Raw genomic sequence first — 25,861 nt, 5'->3', positions numbered from 1 at the left:
GATGCTGCGCTTCTGGGCCAACGTGATCGGCAACCAGCTGGTGTGGCTGTGTGCGGTGATCGGCGCGGGGCACGGCCTGCGCTGGCCGGCGCTGCTGGCGGCGGCGGTGTACGTGGGCAGCCAGCTGGCGCTGTCGCCGCAGCCCGGTGTCGAGATCCGGCTGCTCGGCGTGGCCCTGCTGTGCGGGCTGCTGGTGGATGGCGTGGCTGCCGGCTCGGGCTGGGTGCGGTACGCCGCCGGCAACGATCCGGCCTGGCTGGCGCCGGTGTGGATCCTGGCACTGTGGGCCGCGTTCGCGATGACCCTGACGGTGTCCTTTGCCGTGCTGCAGCGGCACCTGCGCATCGCCGCCCTGGTCGGTCTGCTGCTGGCACCGCTGGCGTACCTGTCCGCCGCCCGTGGCTGGGCATCGGTGAGCTTCAGTGAACCGCACTGGCGCGGCGTGGTCCTGCTCGGCATCGGCTGGTCGATGGCGTTGCCCTTGTTGGCGGCCTGCGCGCGCCACTGGCAGCGCACGCCCTCGCGCCCCCTTACTGATGGATCGGGAGAACACGCATGAAGCTGTTGTGGTGGGTGTGGCTGTATGCCGCGGTGATCATGAGCTGGGGGTGGTGGTGGCAGCGTCGCCACCAGAACATCGGCGTGGTCGATGTGCTCTGGGCCAAAGGCGTGGGCGCCTCGGCGCTGCTGCTGGCCCTGCTTGGCGACGGTGCCGCCGCGCCGCGCATCACCCTGGCGGTGCTGGGCGGGCTGTGGGGATCGCGGCTGGCCCTGCATCTGTGGCACCGCGTACGCAGCGAACCCGAGGATGGGCGCTACCAGCACCTGCGCAAGCACTGGAATGGCCACCAAGGCAAGATTTTCGGCTTCTTCCAGTTCCAGGCGCTGTTGATCGTGCTGTTCGCGCTGCCGTTCGTGGCGGTCACCCACAACCCGCAGCGCGATGGGATCGGCTGGATCATCGGCGCGGTGGCGGTCTGGCTGCTCAGTGTCGGTGGCGAAGCCATCGCCGACCGCCAGCTGGCGCGCTTCCGTGCCAATCCGGCCAACAAGGGCAAGACCTGCCGCGACGGCCTGTGGCGCTACTCGCGCCATCCCAACTACTTCTTCGAATGGCTGCACTGGTTCACCTACGTGCTGCTGGCGGTGCAGTCGCCGCTGTGGTGGCTGGCGTGGTCCGGCCCGCTGGTGATGTACGTGTTCCTGCGCTGGGTGAGCGGCATTCCGTTCACCGAGGCGCAGGCGCTGCGGACGCGCGGTGAGGACTACCGCGAGTACCAGCGCACCACGCCGATGCTGTTCCCCTGGTTTCCCTCCCGCACATCGCACCCCCGCAAGGAGCCGTCCCCGTGAATGCCGCCAGTGACTACCTGCCCGCGCCCGACCACGCCGCAGGCCTGACCGGCCTGGCCGAGCGCGGCCTGCTGCCAGACGCGCTGCTGCGCCTGGGTATCCGCCGCCAATGCGAGCAGCGCCTGCGCGAGGAACTGGCCGGTGGCCAGGAGGCACAGTCGCAGCGTTTCGCCGAGCGCATCGCCGGGCTCTCGCACAGCGCGGTGGCGCTGCACGTGGATGCCGCCAACCGCCAGCACTACGAAGTGCCGGCGCGCTTCTTCGAGCTGTGCCTGGGCAAGCGCTTCAAGTACAGCAGCTGTTACTACCCCACCGGCACCGAGACCCTGGACGAAGCGGAAGAGGCGATGCTGGCGCTGTACGGGCAACGCGCGCAGCTTGCCGATGGCCAGGACATCCTGGAGTTGGGCTGCGGCTGGGGCTCGCTGACGCTGTGGATGGCCGAGCACTATCCGAATGCGCGCATCACCGCCGTGTCCAACTCCAACAGCCAGCGCGAGCACATCCAGGCGCAGTGCCGCCTGCGCGGCCTGGTCAACGTCACCGTGCTCACCCGCGACGTCAACCACCTCACGCTGGGCGCAGGGACGTTCGACCGCTGCGTCTCCATCGAAATGTTCGAGCACATGCGCAACTACCAGCAGCTGCTGCAGCGCATCCACGGCTGGCTGCGTCCGGAGGGCAAGCTGTTCGTGCACATCTTCGTGCATCGCACGCTGATGTACCCCTTCGAGACCGACGGCGAAGACAACTGGATGGGCCGCCATTTCTTCACCGGTGGCCTGATGCCGGCCGCCGATACCCTGCTGTGCTTCCAGCAGCACCTGCACCTTCAGCAGCGCTGGCTGCTCGACGGTACCCATTACGAACGCACCGCCAACCATTGGCTGGCCAACCAGGATCGCGAGCGCGATGCCGTGCTGGAGGTCATGCGCCAATGCTACGGCGCGCCGTCGGCAGCGCTGTGGGCGCAGCGCTGGCGCATGTTCTGGATGGCCTGTGCCGAACTGTTCGGTTACCAGAATGGCCAGCAGTGGCAAGTGGCCCATTACCTGTTCGCCCGCCCGTGAACATCCCACGTCCCCCGAGGAAATCGCCATGTCGATCCGTGCCGTCGTTCCGCTGCTGCTGGCCAGCCTGATGCTAGGCTGCGGCGGCAACACCCGTCCCATCCCACCGGTGGCCGAAGTGGACGTACCGCGCTTCATGGGCGACTGGTACGTCATCGCGCATATCCCCAGCCGACCCGAGCGCAACGCCTTCGATGCGGTCGAGTCGTATGCACTGCGCCCGGACGGTCGCATCCAGACTACCTTCCGCTACCGCAAGGGCAGCTTCGATGCACCGGTCAAGACCATGCATCCGGTTGGCACGGTGAAGCCGGGCACGAACGGGGCCGAGTGGGGCATGCAGTTCATCTGGCCGATCAAGGCCGAGTACGTGATCGTCTACCTGGACGCGGACTACCAGCAGACCATCGTCGGACGCAGCAAGCGCGATTACGTGTGGCTGATGTCGCGCACGCCGAAGATGTCCGACGCCGACTACAACAAGGCCACCGCCCGTATCGCCGCGCTCGGCTACGACCTGTCCAAGCTGCGGCGGGTACCGCAGTCCGGCGGCGTGAAGCAGCCGTAACGGCGGCGCCGTTCTCAGGCCCTGAGAAGACCGTCGGCGATACTGTCCCCCTGGCCCCGCTTGAACATCCCGTCACCGTGCGGGCACACGCGGGCGCCACACTGCAGCAGCACGGAGGCGCCGGAGGCCCACGGACGGGGGCATGCGCGGGCAGGGCGCGCGGTGGGTGGACAGAGGGCGCGACGTGGCGGACAAGTACTGCGATCTGGTCATGAAGGGCGGCATCACCAGCGGCATCGTGTATCCCAACGCGGTGCTGTCGCTGGCCCGCCAGTACCGCTTCAAGAACATCGGCGGCACCTCGGCCGGGGCGATCGCCGCGGCCGTTGCCGCGGCCGCGGCGTGTGGCGACCGTCGTCGCCACAGCGGCGAGGCGGTGGCCGATGAGGTGGGCTTCCCCGGGCTGGCGGCGGTATCGGCGCAACTGTCCACGCGCGGCTTCATCTACAGCCTGTTCCAGCCAGCCCCCGGCGCGCGCACCGCCTACCGGCTGCTGGTGATGCTCACCGGCAAATCCAGCCTGCCGCGCAAGATCGCCTGCCTGCTCGCGGCGGTGTTCGCGATCGCACCGCTCGAACTGCTGGCCTCCCTGGTCGTCCTGCTCGGTATCGGCTGGCTGGCCGCCGGCGTGGACGGGGTACTGGCCACGTTGCTGCCGTCGCTGCTGTGCGCGTACGGCGCCGGCGTGCTGGCGTCGGCGCTGCGGGTGGCACGGGTGGCGCGGCGCAACCTGCTCGGCCTGTGCGATGGCAGCACCCAGGCCGGCGCTGCCACGCCCGCGCTGACCGACTGGCTGCACGAGCGCCTGCAGACGCTGTCGGGCAAACCCCTGGGACAACCGCTGACCTTTGGCGACCTGCACCAGGCGCCACGCTACCTCGGCGAACCCGCTGCCGAGCAGGCGATCAGCCTGAAGATGATCACCACCTGCATCTCGCATACCGAGCCGCGCACGCTGCCGTTCAGTGCCGCGCACTTCTGGTTCGTGCGCGAGGAGTTCGCCCAGCTGTTCCCGGCCAGCGTGGTGGACTGGCTGATGGCACAGGCCGGCGCGCCCGAGCACATCGACGGGCGCGACTATTACCGCCTGGTGGATGGGGACCGGCTGCCGGTGCTGGTGGCCACGCGCATGAGCCTGAGCTTCCCGCTGCTGATCAGCGCGGTGCCGTTGCATGAGCCGGCGCGACGCGAGCGGCGTTGTGAGCCCGCGGTGGAGACAGCAACGAGACGCGAAAAGAGTACCGTCGCCGAGAGCATGGAAGGGCTGACCCGCGGCGGGCAGAACTGCGGCCCGGCGATCACCGCCTTCCGCGTGTGCTGGTTCTCCGATGGCGGCATCAGCAGCAACTTCCCCATCCACCTGTTCGACGCCGCGTTGCCACGCTGGCCCACCTTCGGCATCAACCTGGTGTATCCGCGCCATGCCGACGCGGTCAGCGTGCTGGACATGGGCAAGGACCCGATCGAACAGGCGGTGTTCCTGCCCACCGAAAACCGCCAGGGCTGGCAGCGCAGCTACCATGCCATCGCCCAGCCGCTCGCCGCGGCGGAGATGGCCGGCTTCCTGTTTTCCATCGTGTCGACCATGCAGAACTGGCGCGACGTGCTGCAGGCCCGCGCGCCCGGTTACCGCGACCGCATCGTGCACGTATCGCTGCACGGCGACGAAGGCGGCATGAACCTGGACATGCCGCAGGATGTGCTTGGCCGCATCGCCGCCAAGGGCAGCGTGGCCGGTGAACGCTTCTGCGGGTTCTCCTTCCAGAACCACTACTGGATCCGCTGGCGCAACCTGGCCTCGGCCTACCAGCGCTACACGCTGGAAATCGCGCGCACCGACGACCCCGACCAGCGTGTGGCGGCCTGGACCGACGCCTACCAGACCGTGGCCCTCGGCGAACCGCCCCCGCCGTCGTACCGGCTGACCTCGGAGGACAAACGGCGTGAATCGCAGCGGTTGTGGCGGCACATGGTCGAGCAGGGCCAGCACTGGGAAGACCTCGGCCCGGACCTCACCGAAGGCGCCCCGCGCCCGCTGCCGCAGATGAAGGTCACGCCGATTTATTGAGCCGGGACAGCGCGCTTCCCGATCCGGTAAAACCGACCGTTGGTCGGCTGCTCTTCGCACCGGGGTCGAACCTTCCTGGCGTCGGAGGGTAGTCGACCAAYGGTCGACTCTACGGTGGGGTCGAACCTTCCTGGCGTCGGAGGGTAGTCGACCAACGGTCGACTCTACGGTGGGTCGAGCCTTCCTGGCGCTGGATGCAAGTCGGCCAACGGTCGACTCTACCTGCGGCCGGGCAGCTGCGCGAAGGCGCGTTGCATGCAATCTTCGCGCGGGCACACCCGGCAGCCCGGCCCGATCGACACCGAGTTGCCCGGGCTCTGGATGTCCAGGCCGCGCGAATAGATCAGCCGCTCGGCATGCTGCAGATCGCAGCCCAGCGCCACGGCGAAGGTCTTGCGCGGCTGCCCATGCCCGATCGGACCGCTGCTTACCTGCCGCGCCAGCCAGAAGTGGCGGCGCCCGTCGGGCATGCGCGCGGTCTGGGTCAGCACCCGGCCGGGCTGGTTGAACGCCTCGTAGACGATCCACAGCGGGCACGAGCCGCCCACCTGTGAGAAGTGGAAATCGGTGGCCGAATGCCGCTTGGAGACATTGCCGGCGCGGTCCACGCGGATGAAGAAGAACGGCAGGCCGGGTGCGCTGCGTCGCGCCAGCGTGCTCAAGCGATGGCAGACGGCCTCGAAGCCCACGCCGAAGCGATGGGCCAGCGCATCGATGTCGTAGGCGCTGTGCTCGGCGGCGCGCAGGAACTGCGCATACGGCATCACCAGTGCACCCGCGAAGTAGTTGGACATGCCGATCCGCGCCTGCGCGATCTGCTCGGCGTCGCGGAAGCCCGCGCGCGCGATCACCGCATCGATCTGCGCTGCATAGCCCAGCAACGCCAGCTCGGCCGCCATCTGGAACGCCTGCTGGCCCGGTTCCAGATAGTCCGGCAGCCACAGCGTGCGGCTGCCGCCATCGTAGACCCGCTTCTCGCGCCCGGCCTGCAGCGGCGCCACTTCGGCCAGCACGCCGTGGCGGTCGGCCAGCAGCTGGCGCAGGCGGGGGGCGACATGCCCGGCCACCAGCCCCCACTCGCCGAACAACTGCTCGGCCAGGTCGTCCAGCTCGGGGATGTGGTTGTGCATGCGGTTGAAGAAGTCGCGCACCTGGTCCCCGGCCGGTAACGCCTGCCCGGCATGCACATCGCCCAGCTGGAACTCCAGCGCGGCGGCATGCTCGCGCAGCATCAGGTGCCGGCGGTGCAGGTCGAGCAGGGCGCGGCTCACCTGTGGCAGGTTGCCGGCCATCGCGCGCAGCTCGGTGCTGCTTACATCGTCCAGGCCCAGGTCGCGCAGCGTCTCGCCGAGCGCCTCCTGCAGCGCGCCGGGCTCATCTACGTCGAACAGGTCGGTAACGTCGCCCAATACCTCACGCAGCCTGGCCTGCACCGCGGGGGTGAGCGGGCGCTTGTTACGCTCGATCTGGTTCAGGTAACTGGCCGACAACCCCAATGCCCGCGCCAGCGCGATCTGGCTGTAGCCGCGCTGCTCGCGCAGCTTGAGCAGGCGCAGGCCGATCTGGCGTTGGACGGGCTGGCTATTCACAGAATTCACAAGAATCGTAGCGGGCATTGGCCAGATTAAGCGCATACAGGCCGGAAATCGAGGGTGGCACTGTGAATAATGCCAACAACTTTCGACCCGCCGGGATTGTCCATGACTGTTGCAGCGCCCCGTATCCGCATGTTGATCGATGGCCAGTTCATCGAATCGACCAGCTCGCATTGGCAGAACGTGGTCAACCCGGCCACCCAGGACGTGCTGGCCCAGGTGCCGTTCGCCACCCCCGGTGAAGTCGATGCCGCCGTGGCCTCTGCCAAAGAAGCCTTCAAGACCTGGCGCAAGACCCCGATCGGCACCCGCGCGCGCATCTTCCTGAAGTACCAGCAGCTGATCCGCGAGAACATGAGCGAGCTGGCCCACATCCTCAGCGCCGAGCAGGGCAAGACCGTGCCGGACGCCGAAGGCGATGTGTTCCGCGGCCTGGAAGTGGTCGAGCACGCTGCCGCCATCGGCAACCTGCAGCTCGGCGAACTGGCCAACAACGTGGCCAACGGCGTGGACACCTACACCCTGCTGCAGCCGCTGGGCGTGTGCGCGGGCATCACCCCGTTCAACTTCCCGGCGATGATTCCGCTGTGGATGTTCCCGATGGCCATCGCCACCGGCAACACCTTCATCCTCAAGCCGTCCGAACAGGACCCGATGGTCACCATGCGCCTGGTCGAACTGGCGCTGGAGGCGGGCATTCCCAAGGGCGTGCTCAACGTCGTCCACGGCGGCGAAGACGTGGTCAACGCGATCTGCGACCACCCGGATATCAAGGCCGTCTCGTTCGTCGGTTCCACCCGCGTCGGCACCCACGTGTACAACCGCGCCTCGCTGGCCGGCAAGCGCGTGCAGTGCATGATGGGCGCCAAGAACCACGCCGTGGTGCTGCCGGACGCGAACAAGGAACAGAGCCTCAACGCGATGGTTGGCGCTGCCTTCGGGGCCGCCGGTCAGCGCTGCATGGCCGCCTCCACCCTGGTGCTGGTCGGCGAAGCGCGGGAGTGGGTGCCGGACCTGGTCGCCAAGGCGAAGACGCTCAAGGTCAGCGCGGGCAGCGTCAGCGGTACCGATGTCGGCCCGGTGATTTCCTGCGCCGCGCGTGAACGCGTCGAAGGCCTGATCGCCTCGGGCGTGGAGCAGGGCGCCAAGCTGGTGCTCGACGGCCGCAACCCGCAGGTGGACGGCTTCGAGAAGGGCAACTTCGTTGGCCCGACCATCTTCGCCGGCGTCACCCCGGGCATGCGCGTGTACGACGAGGAAATCTTCGGGCCGGTGCTGGTGATCCTGGAAGCGGAGACGCTGGAAGACGCCATCGCACTGATCAACGCCAACCCGAACGGCAATGGCACCGCGCTGTTCACCCAGTCCGGTGCGGCCGCGCGCAAGTTCCAGGAAGACATCGACGTCGGCCAGGTCGGCATCAACGTGCCGATCCCGGTGCCGGTGCCGCTGTTCTCGTTCACCGGTTCGCGCGCGTCCAAGCTCGGCGACCTGGGCCCGTACGGCAAGCAGGTGGTGATGTTCTACACCCAGACCAAGACGATCACCTCGCGCTGGTTCGATGACGAGACGCTGGGTCATGGCGTCAACACCACCATCAGCCTGAAGTAAGCAACAACGGAGTTCGACCATGAGCCACTCGATGACGACGGAACTCGACGAAGCGCAGCAGGCCTATAGAGAAGCCGCGCGCGACTTCGCCCAGGCCGAACTGGCGCCKCACGCCGCGCGATGGGATGCGGAGGGCATCTTTCCGCGCGAGGCGATCGCCAAGGCAGGGGAACTCGGGTTCTGCGGTTTGTACATGGACCCCGAGGTAGGTGGCAGCGGCTTGAGCCGTCTGGATGCCGCCGTCGTCATCGAGGAGCTCGCCAACGTGGATCCGTCCACGGCGGCCTATGTCAGCATCCACAACATGGCGTCGTGGATGGTGGCCAAGTGGGGCCAGGAGAGCCTGCGTGCGGAGTGGGGTGCAGACCTCTCGTCCGGCACCAAGCTGGCTTCGTACTGCCTGACCGAGCCAGGTGCCGGCTCGGATGCAGCCTCGCTGAAGACCAGCGCGGTGCGCGATGGCGACCACTACGTGTTGAATGGGTCCAAGGCCTTCATCTCCGGCGCCGGTGCCACCGAACTGCTGGTGGTGATGGCGCGCACCGGCGGTGCCGGCGCAGGTGGCATCAGCGCGATCGCGGTGCCGGCCGACCTGCCGGGCATCAGCTACGGCCGCAAGGAAGAGAAGATGGGCTGGAACAGCCAGCCCACCCGCGGCATCACCTTCGAGAACGTGCGCGTCCCGGTCAGCCACCTGTTGGGAGAGGAGGGTGGCGGCTTCAAGCTGGCCATGAAGGGTCTGGATGGCGGGCGGATCAACATCGCCGCCTGCTCGCTGGGTGCGGCCCAGGGCGCACTGGATGCGGCGCGCCGCTACATGGGCGAGCGCCGCCAGTTCGGCAAGGCGCTGGCCGAGTTCCAGGCATTGCAGTTCAAGCTGGCCGACATGGCCATCGAACTGGTCGCCGCGCGCCAGATGGTGCACACCGCCGCGCGCAAGCTCGATGCCGGGGCCAGCGATGCCAACGTGTGGTGCGCCATGGCCAAACGTTTCGCTACCGATGCCGGTTTCAACATCTGCAACGAGGCGCTGCAGATCCACGGTGGCTACGGCTATATCCGCGAATACCCGATCGAACGTCTGCTGCGCGATTCGCGCGTGCACCAGATCCTGGAAGGCACCAACGAGATCATGCGGGTGATCGTGGCCCGCCACCTGCTCAACACCGAAGAGGAACTGCGATGATGGATTGGCGTACGCATGAACATGTCGGCCTGAAGGTCGAGGCCGACGGCCACGTCGCGGTCATCACGCTCAACAAGCCGCCGGCCCACACCTGGACCGTGCACAGCTTGTCCGCGCTGCGCGACCTGGTTGGTGCGCTCAATGCCGACAAGGCCATCTACGCCCTGGTGATCACCGGTGACGGCGAGAAGTTCTTCTCGGCCGGTGCCGACCTGAAGCAGTTCGCGTCAGGCGACAAGGCTGCCGCACGCGAAGCCGCACGCCGCTTCGGTGAAGCCTTTGAAGCCTTGTCCGGTTTCCGTGGCGTGTCCATCGCCGCGATCAACGGCTATGCGATGGGCGGCGGCCTGGAATGTGCGCTGGCCTGCGACCTGCGCATCATCGAAGAACACGCCCAGGTTGCATTGCCGGAGGCCACCGTCGGCCTGCTGCCGTGCGCCGGCGGCACCCAGAACCTGCCGCGCCTGGTCGGCGAAGGCTGGGCCAAGCGCATGATCCTGCTCGGCGAGCGCATCGATGCAGACACCGCGCTGCGCATCGGCCTGGTCGAAGAGAAGGTCGGCAAGGGTGCCGCCAAGGCGCTGGCGCTGGAGTGGGCGCACAAGGCCGGCAAGCAGAGCCCGACCAGCATCGCCGCCTGCAAGACCCTGGTGCAGGCCACCCGCACCGGCACCCATGGCTCGGCGCTGGTGGCCGAGCGCGAAGCCTTCGTCGATCTGTTCGACAGCGCCGACCAGGTCGAGGGCGTGAGCGCCTTCCTGGAAAAGCGCGCCGCGCAGTGGAAGAACGCATGAGCAGCGCCGACGCCAGCGACGAAGCACCGGTGCTGTTCGAAGAGCGCGCTGCCGACAATGGCACGCGCATCGGCATCGCCACGCTCAATGCCCCGCGCACGCTCAATGGCTTCTCGTTGCCGATGGCGCACCTGCTGCGCGAGCGGCTGCAGGCCTGGGCCAACGATGACGGCATCGCGTTGGTGGTGTTGCAGGGCGCGGGCGAGAAAGCCTTCTGCGCCGGCGGTGACCTGCACAGCCTGTATCGCAGCATGGTCGACTACCGCGCCAGCGGCAGCACCGACATCCGCGACAACGTCTATGCCGCCGAATTCTTCGACGTCGAGTATCGCGTCGATTACGCCATCCACACCTATCCCAAGCCGATCCTGTGCTGGGGCCATGGCATCGTCATGGGCGGTGGCATCGGACTGATGTCCGGCGCCAGCCACCGCGTGGTCAGCGAGCGCTCCAGGCTGGCGTTCCCTGAGATCACCGTGGGCCTGTTCCCCGACGTGGGCGGCAGCTGGTTGCTGCCGCGCGTGCCGGGCCGGGGCGGCTTGTTCCTGGCGTTGACTGGCGCACCGCTCAATGCCGGCGATGCCATCTATGCCGGCCTGGCCGATATCCACATCGCCGAGGCGCAGCGCGAGGCCGTGCTCGCCGCCCTCGCCGAGGTGCATTGGAGCACCGAGGCCAAGCGTAACCACGACCAGCTCAGCGCACTGCTGCAGCAGCATGCCAGCGACGCGGCCACCGGCCCGCTGCTGCGCAACGCGGCCGCCATCGATGCGCTGTGTGACGGCGACGATGTGGTTGCCATCGTCGATGCGGTCCTCGCGTTGGAGACCGAGGACGCCTGGCTGAAAACCGCACAGGCCATGCTCGCCGCCGGTGCGCCCGGCTCGGCCCGGCTTGCCTTCGAGCTGCAGCGCCTGGCCGAGGGCCTGTCGCTGGCCGAGGTCTATCGCCTCGAGTACATCGCCGCCCTGCATGCCGCCGCCCACGGCGATTTCGCCGAAGGCATCCGCGCCCTGTTGATCGACAAGGACCGCAACCCGCAGTGGCAGCCACGCGCCCTGGCTGACGCCACCGCGCCGTGGGCCCAGACCTTCTTCGCATCCCCCTGGTCTGACGCCGCGCATCCGCTCGCCGACCTCGGTACCACCGTTCCTGAAAGGAGCCTCGCATGAGCCGTATTGCATTCATCGGGTTGGGCAACATGGGTGGCCCGATGGCCGCCAACCTGGCCAAGGCTGGCCACGCCGTGCGCGTGTTCGACCTGGTGCCTGCCGCCGTGCAGGCGGCGGTCGACGCCGGCGCCGCCGCCGCGCACTCCGCGCTGGATACGCTGACCGACGCCGAGATCGTGATCTCAATGCTGCCGGCCAGCCGCCATGTCGAAGGTGTCTACCTCGGTGATGATGGCCTGCTCGCCGACATCCCCGGCGGCGCGCTGGTCATCGACTGCAGCACGATCGCCCCGGCCACCGCGCGCAAGGTCGCCGAGGCCGCTGCCGCGCGTGGCCTGCAGATGCTGGACGCGCCGGTCTCCGGCGGCACCGCCGGCGCCCAGGCCGGCACCCTTACCTTCATCGTCGGTGGCGAAGCCGATGCGCTCGAGCGCGCGCGCCCGTTGCTGCAGGCGATGGGCAAGAACATCTTCCACGTTGGTGCCAGCGGTGCCGGCCAGGTCGCCAAGCTGTGCAACAACATGGCCCTTGGCGTGATCATGGCCGTGACCGGCGAATCGATCGCCCTCGGCGTGGCCCACGGGCTGGACCCGAAGGTGCTCTCGCAGATGATGGCGGTCAGCACCGGCCGCAGCTGGGCCACCGAAGTGTGCAACCCGTGGCCGGGTGTACTCGAAAACGCACCGGCATCGCGCGGCTACAGCGGCGGTTTCGGCAGTGACCTGATGCTCAAGGACATGGGCCTGGCGGTGGAAGCGGCGATGAGCGTCGGTGCCTCCATCCCGCTGGGCGAACTGGCCCGCAACCTGTATTCGATGAACCACCAGGCCGGCCGCGGCAAGCTGGATTTCTCCAGCGTCGTGCAGCTGATCGCGAACGAAAAATAACGGGTGGTGCCGGCCGTTGGGCGGCAACCTCGTGAACCCTGAAGTATGCGTGGAGCCGGCCAGCGGCCGGCACCACCGGGGAATCCCCTGGGAATCGGCCATCGGTCGGTGCCCCGGAACCAGACGCATCCCGTGGCAGTGCCCCGGGATCCACCGCGGTGGGATGGGCGGTTTCCCGGCTTCAACGCCAGGTAGCCGCCCATTTTTGTTGCAGGCGGTTCAGGCCATCGCGGTGCGCGGACCGTGCTGCTGGGTCTGCTGGTCGATCTGGCGCTGCTCGCGCTGCTGGTCACCGGCGACCTGCGCACGCTCGCTGCTGTCCTGCAGGGACTGGTTCACCGCCTCGGCGGTCGGCACCGGCGCCCCGTTGCGGTTCAACGCCGATTCGTCGCGCATCGCATTGGCCTGCACCGTGCGCGCCATCGAACCGTCCTGGTTGAACTCCACCCGGTCGATGGTGTGCTGCCCGGCGCGTACCGCTTCCACGGTCAGCGCGCCGGCCAGGCGTTCGCTGTGCTGGCCGGAGGGAATGCCGCGTGCCGCTTCGGCTTCATGCACGCGCATCAGCGTTTCCATGTACAGCACGTGCTGCGGATTGCCCGGATCGGACAACGGGCGCACGCCAGTGCCTTCAGGCTGGGTGGGTGCCGCAGCAGGTACTTGCGCGCCATCGCGCTGTGGCGCGGCCGGCGTGGCCATCGCCGCGCGGGTGGCCGCATCGACCACGCCCGTGGCCTCCAGACCATGCGCGGTCTGGTAGGACGTCACGGCTTCGCGGGTGCCCGCGCCCAGGTGACCATCGACGCCGAGCGGCCGTCCCTTGGCGTCGGTATGACCCTGCGCGGCCAGCTCGGTCTGCAGCTGGCGCGCCTCACGGTCGATCGCCGCCAGCGTTGCCGGGCCGGCCTTGCCATCCACCGGCTCCAGCCCGTGCGCGCGCTGGAACGCTTCCACCGCCTGGCGCGTATCGGCATCGAAACGCTTGTCCGCGTTCAGTGCCTTGCCCTCGGCATCGGTATAGCCCAGCACCGATAGATTGGCTTCCAGCTTGCCCACCTGCTTGCCCTGCGACCCTTCCTTGAGCACCTGCGACGCCGCAGCGGGCCTGGCCGGCTGGATGTGCTCCAGCGCGGTGCGGATGTCCGGATCGCGGCCCTCGCCACCGGGCGAATAGTCCGGGCTGCTCACCTTGGTGTGCGCCCGATCCATCGCGTCCTTGTTGGTCGCGTAGGCATCTTCGTAACCCACCGCGATGTCGGCGGCCTTGGGCCCGTCGTAGTAGCGGTAGCGGGAACGGATGTCGCTGGCTTCGTCGCGCAGCGCCTGGTAGTCGCCGCCGTCCTCGAGCACCTTCTGCAGTCGCGGCAGCTGGCTGGGGAGCTGGTTGGCGGTCTTGGCCAGCAGGCTGATCGCCTCGAAGCGGTGCGCCTCGGTAATCTGGCTGCCATGCGCATCCACGATGTCCATCGCGGTCTTGGTCGCGTTGCGCACCTGCGGATAATCGATGTGGCTGTGGATCCACTGCTTGCCTTCGTTCGACCCGGCCCACGCGTTGATGCTGTCGCGGGTGCCTTCATCGAGGAAGCGGATCGAACTGCGACCCTGCAGGCCATTGCCATGGCTGAGCAGGTCCGCACGCAGGTCGGCGCGGTCCTCGGTGAAGGGCAGGTTGTGGCTCTTCGCATAGGCCTGCGCCTGGTCGATCACCGCATCCACGTAGGTCTGCTCGCCGGCCTGCAGCGGGCGGCTTTCGATCGCGCCCACCGGCCATCGGCCACGCTGGCCGAAGTCGACCTGGATCGCGCCCAGGCTGTAGCCGCTGTTCTGCGCCACGCTGCCGACCACGCCCCAGTCCGGCTCGCGCAGGCCCTGGGTGATGCCGGCAATGGCCAGGTGGTAGGAAGCCGGTCCGCCTTCGGTGCCACGCCCGACGGAGAAATACACCGCGCCGGAGGTGGCATCCAGATTGTGCGTGTCGATGTTGGTGGGCATGACATACATCCTTGTGTCGTAGGAGAGGAGGCGCCTGCGATCAGTCGAGCAGATCGAGGTACCGCTGCAACTGGTCGGCGCGTGCGCTCAGGCGCAGCATGTCGGTCTGGCTGCCCTGGAGGTTGCCGGGCTGCGAATCGTCATACAGCACCGCTTCCAGGCGGCCATCGAGATCGCGCGAGGTCAGCCAGGCGCGCTGCGCGGCGACCAGCTTGGCTTTGCGCGGCGCATCGAGGCGTGCCTGCAACTGCTTGTAGACCCGGTTCAGGCGCTGGTCCTGGCGGGTCTTCTCCTGGGAGATGCACGCAGCCTGTTCGATCGCACCGTGGGCGCGTTGTTCGCAGCTGGTGTAGGTCGCGCTGACGCCCTTGGAGGCGGCGGGGGCCGCCGCGGTTGCAGCGGTCGCGGTGGCACTGGCCACTAGGCCTGCCAGCAGCAGGGCGCGCAGGGGAATACGGGTGTACTGGGCCAGCATGTAGTGCTCCACCATTCCATCGTTGGTGGCCGAGTATACGAAGCCTGTCTGACGGCTGCCGTCACATGATTGACGGCGAAAACCACTGCGGCGGACCGGGCATCGCCCGGCCCGCCGCAGGCCGATCAGAACCGCTTGTGCCGYGCTCAGAGCACGGTCAGGGTCACATCGATGTTGCCGCGGGTCGCGTTGGAGTACGGGCACACGATGTGGGCCTTCTGCACCAGTTCTTCGACCTGCTCGCGCGGCAGGCCCGGCACGTTGATCTGCAGCTCGGCCTGGATGCCGAAGCCGGTCGGAATCTGCCCGATGCCCACCTTGCCGGTGATCGTGGTTTCGGCCGGCAGGGCGACCTTGGCCTGGCCAGCCACGTACTTCAGCGCGCCCAGGAAGCAGGCCGAATAGCCGGCGGCGAACAGCTGTTCCGGGTTGGTGCCCGGGCCGCCGGCGCCGCCCAGCTCGCGCGGGGTGGACAGCTGCACGTCCAGCACGTTGTCGGAGGAGGTGGCGTGGCCTTCACGGCCGCCGGTGGCGGTGGCAGTGGCGGTGTACAGAATGGTTTCGATGGACATGGGAATCTCCTGCGGGATGGACGGGGGGTGAGCCAGTTGGCAGGGGTACTTTGACCCATCCTTGGGTACGGTGGGTTACATTTCGTCTACCAAACTTGATCAAGAGTCCAGCATGGTCGATCGCCTGCAATCCCTGCTCAGCCGCTTTGCGGTCAGCGCCGAGGTCTTCCACGCCGGCCCGTTGTGCGGCATCAACGACCTGGCCGCCGACGGCGAACGCGGCCAGCTGCACCTCATCCGCGACGGACAGGTGCGTCTGGAGCATGCCGACGGCAGCGTGCTGCAGATCGACCGGCCCAGCGTACTGCTGTACCCGCGCCCGCTCGCCCACCGCTTCGTCACCGACGCCCGGCGCGGCGCCGATTTCGCCTGCGCGCATCTGCAGTTCGAAGGCGGCGGCAACAATCCCGTCGCTGCCGCGCTGCCTGCGGTGATCTGCCTGCCACTGGACGCGTTGTACGGTGGGCAGCCGGTACTGTCGCTGCTGTTCGAAGAAGCCTTCGCCCAGCGCTGTGGCCGCCAGGCCCTGCTCGACCGTCTGTTCGAAGTGGTGCTGATCCAGATCCTGCGCGCGCTGATGGAAAGCGGCCAACTGCGTGTCGGACTGCTCGCCGGCATGGCCCATCCGCGCCTGCGCCACGCACTGGTGGCCATGCACGAGGCCCCGGCCGATGACTGGACGCTGGAATCGCTCGCCCATCGCGCCGGCATGTCGCGCAGCGCCTTCGCCGACAGCTTCCGCGACACCATCGGCAGTACCCCGGGCCAGTATCTGCAGGGCTGGCGCACGCGGCTGGTGCAGCAGGCCTTGCGCAAGGGGCAGCCGCTCAAGCGCATCGCCGTGGACGTCGGCTACGGCAGCGAGGCGGCGTTGTCGCGCGCGTTCAAGGCGCAGACCGGGCATTCACCGCGGCAGTGGAAGCAGGCTCTGTACGCTTGAAGACCTGTACGCCGCTTAGTACCGCAGCGGATAAACCGACGAGGTTCCGCCGGTCTATCGCATCGACGCCTGTTAACGCGGGTCCGTTGGGAAATCGTGGCCCATCCGGTACGTGTAGCCAGTCAGGTCCCAGCGACCGCCGTGGCCGCTTGATGGTTCCACCCATCGGTAGCTCCAGCTCTGGCGCGTGCCATCAGGCAGCGTGTTCTCCACTTTGTGTTGCCCGCCGGGATGACCGGTTTCGGGAAGACCGCCGGGAGGCAAGGGGGTGTCCGATGCGCTACGTATCGCACCGATGAAGTGACTCATCCGTTCGACAGTGACAACACCATTCCGGCCTATCGGCACACGATCCGGGGATCGGGCCGCGATCCAGTCCAGAATTCTGGCGCCCTCGACCTGTTCTGCCTGGTAGATGTGACTGATCACCATGACGGTCGTTCCCGATGCAGACGCTGCCGATGACAGTGACGCGATCCCGGCAGTGGTGAGGCACATGGCAAGCAGTAAGGGCAGTTGTTTTCTCATTGGGCCTGCTCCTTTTTCGTCACATCGAAAATTCAATGTGTTTCGCCGCGCAAAACTGGCGGCATCAAGAAGCTACGACAGCGACGTCGTTTCGCCCAATTCCGAGTCTCGATCGTGCAGCCGGCTCACCTTTGCCGATCCTATCGGGTGGCTGCGCGTCAGATCGCCCACTCCCGATCCGTGGTGAACATGATCGTCAGCCACCGATCGGTGGACTCCTCACCCAGCGCCTCGCCGATTTCATCGCGCAACCGGTCCCACTCGATCAGCGCACGCGGCGGGTCATCGGCGCGCACGACGAAGAACAGCTCGATCTGCTCGCCACGCCCGACCTTGGCCACGTAGCTGCGGTACTCGAGGAAACCGTGCCGGGCCACGATGGCGCGCGCCACTGCATCCACGTGCGCCTGCAGGTCCAGCGGCGTGATCAGCAGGATGTCCTTCAGCGCCTGGCGCACCGTGCCCAGCGGGGCCACCATCACGAACAGGCAGACCACCAGCAGGATCGCCGGATCGATGTACGGCACCAGCCACGCCCACGGTGTTCCGCCCAGCAGCCAGCCACCGACGAAGGCGACCAGGTAGGCGGCGGACATGCTCGCGGCCACCACCCAGTTCTTCGCATCGAGTGCGATGAACTCCGAGCCGATGGACCGGTTCGCGCGGCGCACGAACAGCGCCAATCCGGTTTCGGCGACGATCGAGATCACTGCGAAGAGGATCGCCGGCCCCAGCGCGATCTCGCGCCCGCCGGACATCAGCGCATCCACCGCATTGACCGCTGCATACAGCGCCGCCCCGATCATCAGCGTGCCGCTTACGCCCAGCACGATCGGCTCCAGGTGCCAGAAGCCCATGGTGAAGCGCTGGTTCAAGCGCGACTGCAAGGCATCCACGTTCGTGGAGAGGCTGATCAGGCGTACCACCAGCAGCGACAACCAGGTCATCACCACATCGATCAGCCCGTAGATGCCATCGAAGATGATCAGCGAGGAGTTGGCCAGCAGGCCGAACCCCACCGCCGCGGCGGCCATCGTCAGCGAGGCGGCGATGGACAGGCGCAGCACGCCCTGCTCGGTGGTGGGGTCGAAGGTGTGGGGGCGAAGCAGGGCAGTCATGGGTGTTCTGGGCGTGGGGCTGCGATGGCCCATTGTCCGCTGTTGCGCTGGTCGGCGGTGAAGACTACTGCGACCAGGTCATTCGCCGGCCTCGGCGCGCGCCCCTGCTGCACGGGGCGCGCGGCATGGCGCCGTCTGCACCTCGCCCGTGCCATTGCCGCGCAGGATACTGCCGACCAGCGACTTCCAGAACGCCGACGGATCATCTTCATTGACCGTGCCCTGCACGAAGATCGGCGGCGGCAGCCCGGCCCGTCGCATGTCGCTCTCAACGCTGAGCCGCGCGCCCTGCAGCCACTGCCCGAAGATCACCAGCTGCGGCGCGATCTGCTGCAACACACAGGCCTCGGCAAAGCGCGCCCCCAACTGGCGCTCGGCGAACGCGCCCACAAGATCGTAGCGTCGCCACTCCAGCAGGCCGATGCCGCATTCCAGGCGTCCGGCGAGCTCCACGCGGATGGGACCGCGCCGTCCAATGGATCGGGCAATGCCCTGTCGCCTGCGCTCATCCCCTCCCATCACCAACATCCTGAGCATGCAGGGTCCCTTTCATCCGTCGAGCCGATGATTAGGAGCCGCATGCGCCCACTCGATCCATCAGGCACGTCTGATTCGCGCGGGCCCGCCAGCGGCCGCGCGCCCAAGTCAGCCCGTTCGCCGTGGGTGATTTACAATCGCTCCGACGACGCGTCTGCGTCGCCGCTGGCAGGACGCCAGTCCGGCGTTTCGCTGATGTGGCAGGCCATGCGGCCATCAACAAGGAGAGGTTGGTAATGCATGCAGAGCGCAATCGTAGGGACATCCCATTCATCGGCTCCGGGAAGGGACGTTGGATGACCTTGGCGTTGGGCTTTTCCCTCGCTGCCTGCCAGGCCCCCCACGCCGGCGAGGGCACGCCGACCGGCCCCGCTGCCTCCTCCAGCGCGGCCGCGCCGGTGCCCGCGGCAGTGCCGACATCCGCCGCCCAACAGGCGCAGGCCGCAGGGCAGCCATCCCATGGACTGTCCGCCGCCGACCTCGCCATGGAGGCAGAGGATATGGGCCCCGATGTCCCCGACGACTCCTACCGCCGCGCCAACCTGCGCCCGCACTACAGCGCGTGCGTGGATGCCAGCGATGCGGTGACGCCCGCGTTGCAGGCGTGTGGCGATGAGGAGCTTGCCTGGCAGGAGCACCGCATGGTCGAGGCATTTGGCAAGATCGCCGACGGTCCGGATGGTCGGTTCAAGGATGAGGTGATGGACGACCAGGCCGCCTACATGCTCGATACGAAACGTCACTGCAGCTGGAACCCGGCCGAAGACGGCCAAGGCCAGATGCTGGATGCACAGTCGTGCCGGATCAACCGTACCGCCAATCGCGCCGATCAACTGGAAGCGCTCACGTTGAGGTGATCCCTCGCAACGCAGACTCGGGACGCGCCGGTGAGGTCCTGGGCCGAAGCAGTGTCGCGGCGGGCAATCGGCAACCCGCTGGCCCCGGATCGCAGCGTCGCAACAGGAAGCTGCGCAGAATGGAAACACGACAGTAGACAGTCGTGCCGGCGCCGTCTGGCACTCAAAAGGAGAAGCACAAAATGCAGATGTTGCGCAAAGGTTCTGAGTGTCACCGCGCCATCGTCGGCGGGCGTCGCTGGACGGCCCTGGTCCTGAGCATCGGGCTGGTTGCGTGTCACGCATCCGATTCCGGTCAGGCCACGCCGGCAGGAGCGGTCGCATCGCCCGGCGCTGCCACGTCCGGACCTGCCGAGGTGCACCGGCCCGCCCCGCAGCAGGCCCCTGAGGTTGAAAGCACGGCCGCTGCTGCCATGGACGACGACGTGTCGCCGCGCCGCCCCGATGATTCCTACCGGAAGGCAAATCTCCGCCCGTCGTACGACACCTGCGTGGATGCCAGCGGAGGTGCTACGCCTGCGTTGCAGGCGTGTGGCGATGAAGAGTTCGCCTATCAGCGCAGCCGTCTGCGCGCCGCGTTCGCCAAGATCGTGGAAGGTCCGGATGGCAAGGAGAAGGATGCGCTGATGGACGCGCAGGCGGCCTACATGGACGACACCGATCGCTATTGCACCTGGAACCCCGAAGAAGAGGGGCAGGGTCAGATGCTGGATGCGCAATCGTGCCGGCTCAACCGCATGGCCAACCGCGCCGATGAGCTCACGTCCATCACGTCGAAGTAAACCCCAGCGAAGGAGTGCCGCAAATGGATGTCGTGACTGAGGCAAAGCAAAGGATGGAACACTGGCACCGCGGCCAGACCTCCGCGCATTTTGAAACCAGCGGCCGTGGTCCTGGTCATGTGTCCACCGGGGCAGGCGATCATGGTGGCGTGTCGTACGGCAGCTACCAGTACGCCACCAACGTGGGCGGCGCGGCGGAGTATGTGGCGAGCTCCCGCTACGGCAACCGATTTGCGGGTCTGCAGCCGGGTACACCGGCTTTCACCGAGCGCTGGAAAGAGGTCGCCAAGGCCGACCCTGCGGGCTTTGCACAGGACCAGCACGACTTCATCCAGCACAAGTATTACGACGTTCAGATGAGCCGCCTGCAGAAGGCCGGCGTGGACCTCTCCGGGCGCGGTCCGGCGGTGCAGGACGCGCTGTGGAGTACATCGGTGCAGTATCGGGGACTCACCCTGCCGGTTTTCCGGAAGGGGCTTGCCGAAGCGCATGGAAAAGACTTCAACCTCGCTGCGCTGACCGATGAGCAGATCGTGCGTGCCGTGCAGGATTACAAGCACGCCAACGTGCAAAGGCATTTCGAGAGTTCCCCGAAACAATGGGACGCGTTGCGCGACCGCGCGCTCAATGAGAAGGCCGAGCTGGTCTCCCTGGCTCGCTACGACCATGTCAACCACGCGCCGCAGAATTACCAGGGCAAGAGCTACGAGCAGGCCTTCGGCGAGCCGGCGCATCGTCCGTCCGCAGCGCGTGGCGGCCGTGCAGCGATGGCCGATGGGATGCTGGTGCAGGGCGAGCGGGGCGCCGAGGTCCAGGCGTTGCAGCAGAAGCTGGTCCAGGCCGGCTACACCGGCAAGGACGGGCAGGCGTTGAACCCTGACGGCAATTTCGGCGCCAATACACAGCACGCAGTGCGTGAGTTCCAGAAAGCGCAGGGACTGCAGGAGGATGGAAAAGCCGGGCGTGCCACGCTTGCCGCACTGGCCGGCGCGGTGCGTGAGCCGGCGGCCACGCCGCCACGCAGTGAGGCCGTCCCGCCGCAGCGACAGCCCAGTCCTGGCGCCGAGCACGGCGGCGCCAGGACGGCCGCCGCGCCCGGGGGCGACCGCATCACCCTCGTGGAACCGTTCGGCAACGTCACCGCCAACCGGGTCATTGCCCACGGCATGTCGGGTGAGGCGGCATATCGCGAGATGAAGATCCACCACCCCAACGCCAACAGCGAAGCGGTGCGGACCGGCAACGCCAGCAAGGCCGACCGCCCGTCGCAGATCGTGGAAGGCGAACTGGAAACTGTTCGTACCCGTGGTGATAGAAATGGCATCCCGCTGGTCCACAAGGATCTGATCCTGACCGACCCGGACGGCGTCCGCCGCGTGATGATCCCCAACCCGGTCGCCGGCTACGTCCAGGTCAACGCGGACAAGTGGAACTCCATCAGCATCTGGAGCCATCCCCCGGGCGACCCGCAGCGCGAACTGGTGGGCCAGGTGCTGCATGGCGCGCGCGGTACCACGCCGTACAAGACCGGCGACTTCGTGGAGTACGGTGCGCCGTTGATCCGCCAGTCCGATGCCGGCACGCCGGGTGCGGTGCATGCGCATATCGAGCTGGAGCCGGACCAGTTCCGCCGCTATCTGGGCGATGTGCTCAACGACCGCATCACCTTGGGCGGCACCGTTCACGCACAGGGGCCGCAGGCAGCACAGGCCGCGCACGCCGCGCGGACCACCCCGATGGCCGATGGCGTGCTGATCCAGGGCGAGCGCGGCGACGAGGTCAAGGCGTTGCAGGGGAAGCTGTCGTCGCTGGGGTATCAGGGCGCAGACGGCAAGCCGCTGGCGGCCGATGGTGTCTTCGGCAAGGACACCTGGCGGCGGTCAAACAGTTCCAGTCTGCCAATGGCCTGGACGATGACGGCAAGGTCGGCCGCAAGACACTGGCGCAGCTGGACGCGCCGGCGGCGGTAAGGGCGGGGGCCCAGCCGACCACGCCTGCGACCCCGGCCAAGGCAGACCCGATTGCACCGCCGCCGGCGCCGCCGAGCCTGCGCGATCCGTCCCATCCCGAGCATGCGCGCTTCGGGCAGGCGCTGGAAAAGCTGCAGGTGCTGGAGCAGCAGCGGGTCGCTGCAGGTCTGGCGCCGCTGTTCGCCAACCCGCAGGAAACCGAACGCGCCGCCGGCCAGCTCGCCTACGAAAGCAAGGTCACGGGCATGCGCCAGATCGACCACGTGGTTGCTCGGCCCGATGGCAGCGGCTTGTTCGCGGTGCAGGGCACGGTGGGCGACCCGGCCTCGGTGCGGACCTTCGTGGATCGCACCCAGGCCGTGTCGCAGCCGGTGGAAGCCAGCACGCGGCAGGTGGAGGATCTGGACAAGCAGTTCGGCCAGCAGGCACAGGAACAGGAGCAGGCGCAGAGCCGGGCACGCGGACAGTAGCGTCGCCGCGGGCGACCACGCCGCCGGCCGTGTTGTTCAGGCCGGCGGTGTAAACTATTGATCTCACTGGCAATGCCGGTCTTTCCCCGATACGCCGCCCGATGACGTCCGCCACCGCCCGTTACGCCGCCTCCCTGCGCCTGTCCGTCGCCCCGATGATGGACCGGATCGACAGGTAGATATGTCAAGGGTTTCGGGGCGTCTGGCACAATTATGGCGCTGACCGCAGCTGCAATCGAAGAAGGGCCGCCCATGGGCGGCCTTTCTTATTGGGTCAGGCGGCGGTCGCTTTGCGCTGCCCATCCCACCAGCTGGCCACGTCCCGCGTGTCGTACACGTCACCTGTGCGCGGCGGCAGCAGGCCGGCGGTGTGCTTGTTGGCCATGGTCTTGGGTTTGGCCATCGGGAAGTAGGTCGCCCGCAGCTGTTCGAGGGTCATGGTGGCGCCGAACTGTCCGTACAGCAGCCAGAACGTGCCGAAGCCGTGCGGCCTCATGCGTCACCGCCGGCAAGACGCAAGCCCAGCTGCACCACGTTGCTGCCGACGACGGGCAATGCATCGAACCTGGGCTGCAGGCCATGCATCTTGTGCCAATGTGCCCACGCCAGATCGAAGGTCGCGCATTTCAGCGTCTTGCTGCATCGGCATTCGATGAAGTGGCCACCTCTCGCCTCCAAACGCCGCCCGTCCAAGATGTAACGCGCCGCATGCCCCGCCGGACACGGGGGTAGCGCCCGAGGTGCTGTCTGCTGCTGCTGTGTCATGCTGCCTCCCTCAGCCTGGCCGCCACGGCGCTCGCTGCGCCGCAGGAGAACCAGACTGCGATCATCGGGCGCTCAGTCATGGGCGGCCTCCTTTGGATGTGCACAAGCAGGGCAGTCGGCCGCGAGTGCAGCGGCGATGGCCGCGATGTAGACACCCTTGCCGAGCGGGCTGACGCCGGCCAGGATCGACGCAGCGACGTGTGGCAATCCTGCGGAATCGTATTCGCCCGCGAGGAAGCGGCGGGCGGTATCAAGGTCAGCCACGGGCTTCCTCCCAATCGGTCAGGGTGAAGGCTGCACCGCAGTTCCTGCACTCGTAGTCGCGGCTGGCGCCAAAGTGGTCGTTGTACTCGGCGTCATCCTTCACGTAGGTGCGAACGCATGGTGGAACGTCGGTGAAGTCGAGGCATCCAGTCGACTCACAATCCGGGCAACGTCGGCGCATGTCGCGCAGCATCAGTTCAAGCATGGGCCGCTCCCCGGCGCACAGCCATTCGCGAGCGCCTGCGCAGCCGTTGCGGGATCTGGCCAACGGCCAGGCCGCTGTGACGCTGACGCGCCGGCCGGGTTATCCAGAGGTGGTGCAGCAGGGCGCCGCCGGCGGCGGGGCCCAGCAGGATCAGCAGAAGCTCAGCCAGCTGCACGACAGCTGCGGCGGTAAGGAAGACCTCAAGCGCGCCGAGCGCCGGCCAATATCGAGGCGTTTACCTTCGGTGACGCCACGCCCGTACTGGAATCGCGGGGCATCCTCGACTATCTGGAATGCTGGCAGAGCGGGCGCTACTACGAGCCGCCAGTCGACCTGCACGGCTTGTCCCGCACCACCCGTGCCAACCCCTACCTGCAGAGCGGTCTGACGTTCAAGCGCAACATGTTGGTCCGAACCTACCGGCCCCACAAGCTGCTCAGTCGGGAAGCGTTCGCGCAGCTGGCCATGGACTACACCACCTTCGGCATGGCCTACGTCGAGCGGCGGCGCGCAGTGTCCGGGGCCGCGCACGCCTTGGCGGTACCGCTGGCTCAATACATGCGCCGTGGCGTCGAGGCCGTGGAGTTCTTTCAGGTCCGTGTTGGCGGCATCGAGCACGAGTTCACCCACGGCGAGGTGTTCCAGCTGCGCGAGGCTGACCCTGACCAGGAGATCTACGGGTTGCCGGAATGGATGTCGGCGGTACAGTCGGCGTTGCTCAACGAATCGGCCACGCTGTTCCGGCGCAAGTATTACAACAACGGCTCACACGCCGGGTTCATCCTTTACCTGACCGATCCGCAGGCCGAGGACGGGGACGTGCAGAATCTGCGCGAAGCACTGCGCCAGTCACGCGGCCCCGGCAACTTCCGCAACCTGTTCGTGCATTCGCCGAACGGGAAGAAGGATGGCCTGCAGCTGATCCCGGTCAGCGAGGTTGCCGCGAGGGACGAATTCGCCGGCATCAAGAGCATTACCCGCGACGACATGCTCGCGGCACTGCGCGTGCCGCCGCAACTGCTGGGCATCGTGCCGCAAAACAGCGGTGGTTTTGGCTCTATCCGCGACGCGGCGACGGTGTGGGCGGCCATGGAGCTGGCCCCGCTGCAGACGCGCATGACCGCGATCAATGAGTGGCTGGGCGAGGACGTGATCCGGTTTGATCCGTTCGATTTGGGGGTAGCGGCGGGATGAACGCGGCCAATTAGCGTCAAGGCAGTCCGCAATTCGGACAAGGAAGAGAGGAAGAGCGGCGATAGGCTGCTGGCGCGGGAGCAGGTTCCTCTGCACGGAGTTGTGAGAGATCCGCCAAGCATGTTGGCTGGAGCGAGAAGATTGGCATGCTTGGTTGCAATGCCCTGGCGCTGATCAGTTGGTGTTGTTACGCGAGAGGGTGCATCGACTTTGCAACTTGTTGTATGGACGATGCGCCCGATGCATCCAAGACTACGACAGGGCGTGTCATATGGCGTCTTAGAAGTCGAATATACCCATGAGGATTAGAGTAGTTGATCAAAAGTATCATTTCCCCAATGTTGCGTCCGTTTGAGTATTACGCGAAGTTCTCGGGGCGCTCCGGGCTTAAAGAGTATTGGTTGTTCCATCTATTTTTTCTCTTAATTGCATTGGCACTTGAGGCCTTTAGCATAATTTGTTCTGCGCTTGCGCCGGAGCCTGTGGTCTGGGCCTGTATCGCACTGAAGATATTGGTATACCTGCTATTCGCCATCCCCCTATTGGCAGTGAATGTTCGTCGCCTTCATGATTTGGATCAAGGGGCTTGGCTCTTGTTGCTCCACTTCGTTCCGTTTGGTGGACTGGTAATACTGTTTTGGATGTGTATCCCCGGTACGGTTGGGGGAAATCGGTTTGGGCCAGAGCCTGGCGTGATTTGAATGCTGCGCCCTGTTAGTCCCTGACTTCGTTTGGCTGCCTTGTATATGGAAGGATTCTCGGAAATTAGCGGCTCTAAGGGCGGCCTCACTGTAGGGACTTGTCAGGTTGAAGGCGGTATGACTGAAGCGACGAAGTGCTGTTTCTTGTCGTGTGATAGCTAGTCAGTGTTAACGCAAAGAGCCACCT

Annotated in this window: 28 protein-coding genes; 17 read left to right on the top strand and 11 right to left on the bottom strand. The window is 66.8% G+C overall.

The window, feature by feature from the left end; all coding sequences use genetic code 11:
• Window position 1: 1 nt before the first annotated feature.
• From AC1DR7_RS07615 to AC1DR7_RS07595, 5 genes are all read left to right on the top strand, one after another.
• On the top strand, window positions 2-559 hold the full coding sequence (locus AC1DR7_RS07615; protein ID WP_457318245.1) for a DUF2878 domain-containing protein: 558 nt from the start codon (window positions 2-4) through the stop codon (window positions 557-559).
• A complete protein-coding gene (locus tag AC1DR7_RS07610) occupies window positions 556-1,353 on the top strand; it encodes a DUF1295 domain-containing protein (protein ID WP_256775221.1) in 798 nt (265 codons plus the stop codon). Before AC1DR7_RS07615 ends, AC1DR7_RS07610 begins: the two co-directional genes overlap by 4 nt.
• Window positions 1,350-2,423 (top strand): cyclopropane-fatty-acyl-phospholipid synthase family protein, encoded by a 1,074-nt coding sequence (locus AC1DR7_RS07605; protein WP_457318244.1) that lies wholly within the window; start codon window positions 1,350-1,352, stop codon window positions 2,421-2,423. The genes AC1DR7_RS07610 and AC1DR7_RS07605 overlap by 4 nt, the downstream gene beginning before the upstream one ends.
• A 28-nt stretch (window positions 2,424-2,451) precedes the next feature.
• The gene (locus AC1DR7_RS07600) at window positions 2,452-2,991 is read left to right on the top strand and encodes a lipocalin family protein (protein WP_256775219.1); all 540 of its coding nucleotides are present in this window, start codon (window positions 2,452-2,454) and stop codon (window positions 2,989-2,991) included.
• 142 nt (window positions 2,992-3,133) lie between these two features.
• Window positions 3,134-5,059 (top strand): patatin-like phospholipase family protein, encoded by a 1,926-nt coding sequence (locus tag AC1DR7_RS07595; protein ID WP_478050949.1) that lies wholly within the window; start codon window positions 3,134-3,136, stop codon window positions 5,057-5,059.
• 218 nt (window positions 5,060-5,277) lie between these two features.
• Here the strand turns inward: AC1DR7_RS07595 and AC1DR7_RS07590 are convergent, their stop codons facing one another.
• Entirely contained in the window at window positions 5,278-6,648 is a 1,371-nt protein-coding gene (locus AC1DR7_RS07590; RefSeq protein ID WP_457318242.1) for a helix-turn-helix domain-containing protein, read from the bottom strand.
• 111 nt (window positions 6,649-6,759) lie between these two features.
• Between AC1DR7_RS07590 and AC1DR7_RS07585 the strand changes: the two genes are divergently transcribed.
• Genes AC1DR7_RS07585 through mmsB form a run of 5 tightly spaced genes read left to right on the top strand, consistent with a single transcriptional unit; the run spans window position 6,760 to window position 12,304 of the window.
• The gene (locus tag AC1DR7_RS07585; RefSeq protein WP_457318241.1) at window positions 6,760-8,265 is read left to right on the top strand and encodes a CoA-acylating methylmalonate-semialdehyde dehydrogenase; all 1,506 of its coding nucleotides are present in this window, start codon (window positions 6,760-6,762) and stop codon (window positions 8,263-8,265) included.
• A gap of 19 nt (window positions 8,266-8,284) precedes the next feature.
• Window positions 8,285-9,451, top strand: a complete 1,167-nt coding sequence (locus tag AC1DR7_RS07580; protein ID WP_256775215.1) for an acyl-CoA dehydrogenase family protein — start codon at window positions 8,285-8,287, stop codon at window positions 9,449-9,451.
• On the top strand, window positions 9,448-10,245 hold the full coding sequence (locus tag AC1DR7_RS07575; RefSeq protein WP_457321617.1) for an enoyl-CoA hydratase: 798 nt from the start codon (window positions 9,448-9,450) through the stop codon (window positions 10,243-10,245). The genes AC1DR7_RS07580 and AC1DR7_RS07575 overlap by 4 nt, the downstream gene beginning before the upstream one ends.
• Window positions 10,242-11,417 carry an enoyl-CoA hydratase/isomerase family protein gene (locus AC1DR7_RS07570; RefSeq protein WP_457321619.1) on the top strand — a complete coding sequence of 392 codons (1,176 nt, stop codon included), beginning with the start codon at window positions 10,242-10,244 and terminating at the stop codon, window positions 11,415-11,417. The genes AC1DR7_RS07575 and AC1DR7_RS07570 overlap by 4 nt, the downstream gene beginning before the upstream one ends.
• Entirely contained in the window at window positions 11,414-12,304 is an 891-nt protein-coding gene (gene mmsB / locus AC1DR7_RS07565) for a 3-hydroxyisobutyrate dehydrogenase (RefSeq protein ID WP_478050947.1), read from the top strand. The genes AC1DR7_RS07570 and mmsB overlap by 4 nt, the downstream gene beginning before the upstream one ends.
• Window positions 12,305-12,523: 219 nt before the next feature.
• Here mmsB and AC1DR7_RS07560 read toward each other — a convergent pair whose 3' ends face one another.
• The 3 genes from AC1DR7_RS07560 to AC1DR7_RS07550 form a co-directional block, all read right to left on the bottom strand.
• Window positions 12,524-14,296, bottom strand: a complete 1,773-nt coding sequence (locus AC1DR7_RS07560) for a peptidoglycan-binding protein (protein WP_457319023.1) — start codon at window positions 14,294-14,296, stop codon at window positions 12,524-12,526.
• 40 nt (window positions 14,297-14,336) lie between these two features.
• A complete protein-coding gene (locus tag AC1DR7_RS07555; RefSeq protein ID WP_478050946.1) occupies window positions 14,337-14,771 on the bottom strand; it encodes a lysozyme inhibitor LprI family protein in 435 nt (144 codons plus the stop codon).
• A gap of 146 nt (window positions 14,772-14,917) precedes the next feature.
• On the bottom strand, window positions 14,918-15,343 hold the full coding sequence (locus AC1DR7_RS07550; protein WP_306175506.1) for an organic hydroperoxide resistance protein: 426 nt from the start codon (window positions 15,341-15,343) through the stop codon (window positions 14,918-14,920).
• Between the two features lie 112 nt (window positions 15,344-15,455).
• Here AC1DR7_RS07550 and AC1DR7_RS07545 point away from each other — a divergent pair, with 112 nt between their 5' ends.
• Entirely contained in the window at window positions 15,456-16,283 is an 828-nt protein-coding gene (locus tag AC1DR7_RS07545; protein WP_457319021.1) for a cupin domain-containing protein, read from the top strand.
• Between the two features lie 72 nt (window positions 16,284-16,355).
• On the opposite strand, the gene AC1DR7_RS07540 is transcribed toward AC1DR7_RS07545, so the two are convergent.
• The 3 genes from AC1DR7_RS07540 to AC1DR7_RS07530 all read right to left on the bottom strand — a co-directional run bounded on the left by AC1DR7_RS07540 (window position 16,356) and on the right by AC1DR7_RS07530 (window position 18,382).
• Complete coding sequence (locus tag AC1DR7_RS07540) at window positions 16,356-16,811, bottom strand: hypothetical protein (protein ID WP_457319020.1); 456 nt, start codon at window positions 16,809-16,811, stop codon at window positions 16,356-16,358.
• A gap of 158 nt (window positions 16,812-16,969) precedes the next feature.
• Window positions 16,970-17,929 (bottom strand): cation diffusion facilitator family transporter, encoded by a 960-nt coding sequence (locus AC1DR7_RS07535; RefSeq protein WP_457319019.1) that lies wholly within the window; start codon window positions 17,927-17,929, stop codon window positions 16,970-16,972.
• Between the two features lie 78 nt (window positions 17,930-18,007).
• Window positions 18,008-18,382, bottom strand: a complete 375-nt coding sequence (locus AC1DR7_RS07530) for a hypothetical protein (protein ID WP_457319018.1) — start codon at window positions 18,380-18,382, stop codon at window positions 18,008-18,010.
• Window positions 18,383-18,702: 320 nt separating this feature from the next.
• On the opposite strand from AC1DR7_RS07530, the gene AC1DR7_RS07525 reads away from it, so the two are divergent.
• The 4 genes from AC1DR7_RS07525 to AC1DR7_RS07510 all read left to right on the top strand — a co-directional run bounded on the left by AC1DR7_RS07525 (window position 18,703) and on the right by AC1DR7_RS07510 (window position 22,545).
• Complete coding sequence (locus AC1DR7_RS07525; RefSeq protein ID WP_457319017.1) at window positions 18,703-19,323, top strand: lysozyme inhibitor LprI family protein; 621 nt, start codon at window positions 18,703-18,705, stop codon at window positions 19,321-19,323.
• Window positions 19,324-19,505: 182 nt separating this feature from the next.
• Complete coding sequence (locus AC1DR7_RS07520) at window positions 19,506-20,105, top strand: lysozyme inhibitor LprI family protein (protein WP_457319016.1); 600 nt, start codon at window positions 19,506-19,508, stop codon at window positions 20,103-20,105.
• Window positions 20,106-20,158: 53 nt separating this feature from the next.
• On the top strand, window positions 20,159-22,075 hold the full coding sequence (locus AC1DR7_RS07515) for a peptidoglycan-binding domain-containing protein (protein WP_457319015.1): 1,917 nt from the start codon (window positions 20,159-20,161) through the stop codon (window positions 22,073-22,075).
• Entirely contained in the window at window positions 21,976-22,545 is a 570-nt protein-coding gene (locus tag AC1DR7_RS07510) for an XVIPCD domain-containing protein (protein WP_457319025.1), read from the top strand. The genes AC1DR7_RS07515 and AC1DR7_RS07510 overlap by 100 nt, the downstream gene beginning before the upstream one ends.
• Before the next feature lie 274 nt (window positions 22,546-22,819).
• On the opposite strand, the gene AC1DR7_RS07505 is transcribed toward AC1DR7_RS07510, so the two are convergent.
• From AC1DR7_RS07505 to AC1DR7_RS07490, 4 genes are all read right to left on the bottom strand, one after another.
• A complete protein-coding gene (locus AC1DR7_RS07505; protein ID WP_478050944.1) occupies window positions 22,820-23,041 on the bottom strand; it encodes a hypothetical protein in 222 nt (73 codons plus the stop codon).
• Window positions 23,038-23,310, bottom strand: coding sequence for a hypothetical protein (locus AC1DR7_RS07500; RefSeq protein ID WP_457321555.1), 273 nt, complete (start codon window positions 23,308-23,310; stop codon window positions 23,038-23,040). Before AC1DR7_RS07500 ends, AC1DR7_RS07505 begins: the two co-directional genes overlap by 4 nt.
• Before the next feature lie 72 nt (window positions 23,311-23,382).
• A complete protein-coding gene (locus tag AC1DR7_RS07495) occupies window positions 23,383-23,574 on the bottom strand; it encodes a hypothetical protein (protein WP_457321553.1) in 192 nt (63 codons plus the stop codon).
• The gene (locus AC1DR7_RS07490) at window positions 23,567-23,779 is read right to left on the bottom strand and encodes a hypothetical protein (RefSeq protein ID WP_457321551.1); all 213 of its coding nucleotides are present in this window, start codon (window positions 23,777-23,779) and stop codon (window positions 23,567-23,569) included. The genes AC1DR7_RS07495 and AC1DR7_RS07490 overlap by 8 nt, the downstream gene beginning before the upstream one ends.
• Before the next feature lie 225 nt (window positions 23,780-24,004).
• Here AC1DR7_RS07490 and AC1DR7_RS07485 point away from each other — a divergent pair, with 225 nt between their 5' ends.
• Together AC1DR7_RS07485 and AC1DR7_RS07480 are read left to right on the top strand one after the other, a co-directional pair.
• Window positions 24,005-24,973, top strand: a complete 969-nt coding sequence (locus AC1DR7_RS07485) for a phage portal protein (protein ID WP_478050952.1) — start codon at window positions 24,005-24,007, stop codon at window positions 24,971-24,973.
• Between the two features lie 314 nt (window positions 24,974-25,287).
• Window positions 25,288-25,674, top strand: a complete 387-nt coding sequence (locus AC1DR7_RS07480; RefSeq protein WP_478052802.1) for a DUF805 domain-containing protein — start codon at window positions 25,288-25,290, stop codon at window positions 25,672-25,674.
• Window positions 25,675-25,861 lie beyond the last annotated feature (187 nt).

The sequence above is a fragment of the Stenotrophomonas sp. P5_A9 genome (assembly GCF_056400525.1).
The sequence above is the reverse complement of the archived record's forward strand: the minus strand, read 5'-3'. Positions and strand labels throughout refer to the sequence as shown.

Bases quoted from the DNA above. Each gene is read 5' to 3' on its own strand.
- AC1DR7_RS07615 (WP_457318245.1), top strand. From the start codon at position 2: ATGCTGCGCTTCTGGGCCAACGTGATCGGCAACCAGCTGGTGTGGCTG.
- AC1DR7_RS07610 (WP_256775221.1), top strand. From the start codon at position 556: ATGAAGCTGTTGTGGTGGGTGTGGCTGTATGCCGCGGTGATCATGAGC.
- AC1DR7_RS07600 (WP_256775219.1), top strand. From the start codon at position 2,452: ATGTCGATCCGTGCCGTCGTTCCGCTGCTGCTGGCCAGCCTGATGCTA.
- AC1DR7_RS07595 (WP_478050949.1), top strand. From the start codon at position 3,134: ATGCGCGGGCAGGGCGCGCGGTGGGTGGACAGAGGGCGCGACGTGGCG.
- AC1DR7_RS07585 (WP_457318241.1), top strand. From the start codon at position 6,760: ATGACTGTTGCAGCGCCCCGTATCCGCATGTTGATCGATGGCCAGTTC.
- AC1DR7_RS07575 (WP_457321617.1), top strand. From the start codon at position 9,448: ATGATGGATTGGCGTACGCATGAACATGTCGGCCTGAAGGTCGAGGCC.
- AC1DR7_RS07570 (WP_457321619.1), top strand. From the start codon at position 10,242: ATGAGCAGCGCCGACGCCAGCGACGAAGCACCGGTGCTGTTCGAAGAG.
- mmsB (WP_478050947.1), top strand. From the start codon at position 11,414: ATGAGCCGTATTGCATTCATCGGGTTGGGCAACATGGGTGGCCCGATG.
- AC1DR7_RS07560 (WP_457319023.1), bottom strand. From the start codon at position 14,296: ATGCCCACCAACATCGACACGCACAATCTGGATGCCACCTCCGGCGCG.
- AC1DR7_RS07555 (WP_478050946.1), bottom strand. From the start codon at position 14,771: ATGCTGGCCCAGTACACCCGTATTCCCCTGCGCGCCCTGCTGCTGGCA.
- AC1DR7_RS07550 (WP_306175506.1), bottom strand. From the start codon at position 15,343: ATGTCCATCGAAACCATTCTGTACACCGCCACTGCCACCGCCACCGGC.
- AC1DR7_RS07545 (WP_457319021.1), top strand. From the start codon at position 15,456: ATGGTCGATCGCCTGCAATCCCTGCTCAGCCGCTTTGCGGTCAGCGCC.
- AC1DR7_RS07540 (WP_457319020.1), bottom strand. From the start codon at position 16,811: ATGAGAAAACAACTGCCCTTACTGCTTGCCATGTGCCTCACCACTGCC.
- AC1DR7_RS07535 (WP_457319019.1), bottom strand. From the start codon at position 17,929: ATGACTGCCCTGCTTCGCCCCCACACCTTCGACCCCACCACCGAGCAG.
- AC1DR7_RS07525 (WP_457319017.1), top strand. From the start codon at position 18,703: ATGCATGCAGAGCGCAATCGTAGGGACATCCCATTCATCGGCTCCGGG.
- AC1DR7_RS07520 (WP_457319016.1), top strand. From the start codon at position 19,506: ATGCAGATGTTGCGCAAAGGTTCTGAGTGTCACCGCGCCATCGTCGGC.
- AC1DR7_RS07515 (WP_457319015.1), top strand. From the start codon at position 20,159: ATGGAACACTGGCACCGCGGCCAGACCTCCGCGCATTTTGAAACCAGC.
- AC1DR7_RS07505 (WP_478050944.1), bottom strand. From the start codon at position 23,041: ATGAGGCCGCACGGCTTCGGCACGTTCTGGCTGCTGTACGGACAGTTC.
- AC1DR7_RS07500 (WP_457321555.1), bottom strand. From the start codon at position 23,310: ATGACACAGCAGCAGCAGACAGCACCTCGGGCGCTACCCCCGTGTCCG.
- AC1DR7_RS07490 (WP_457321551.1), bottom strand. From the start codon at position 23,779: ATGCTTGAACTGATGCTGCGCGACATGCGCCGACGTTGCCCGGATTGT.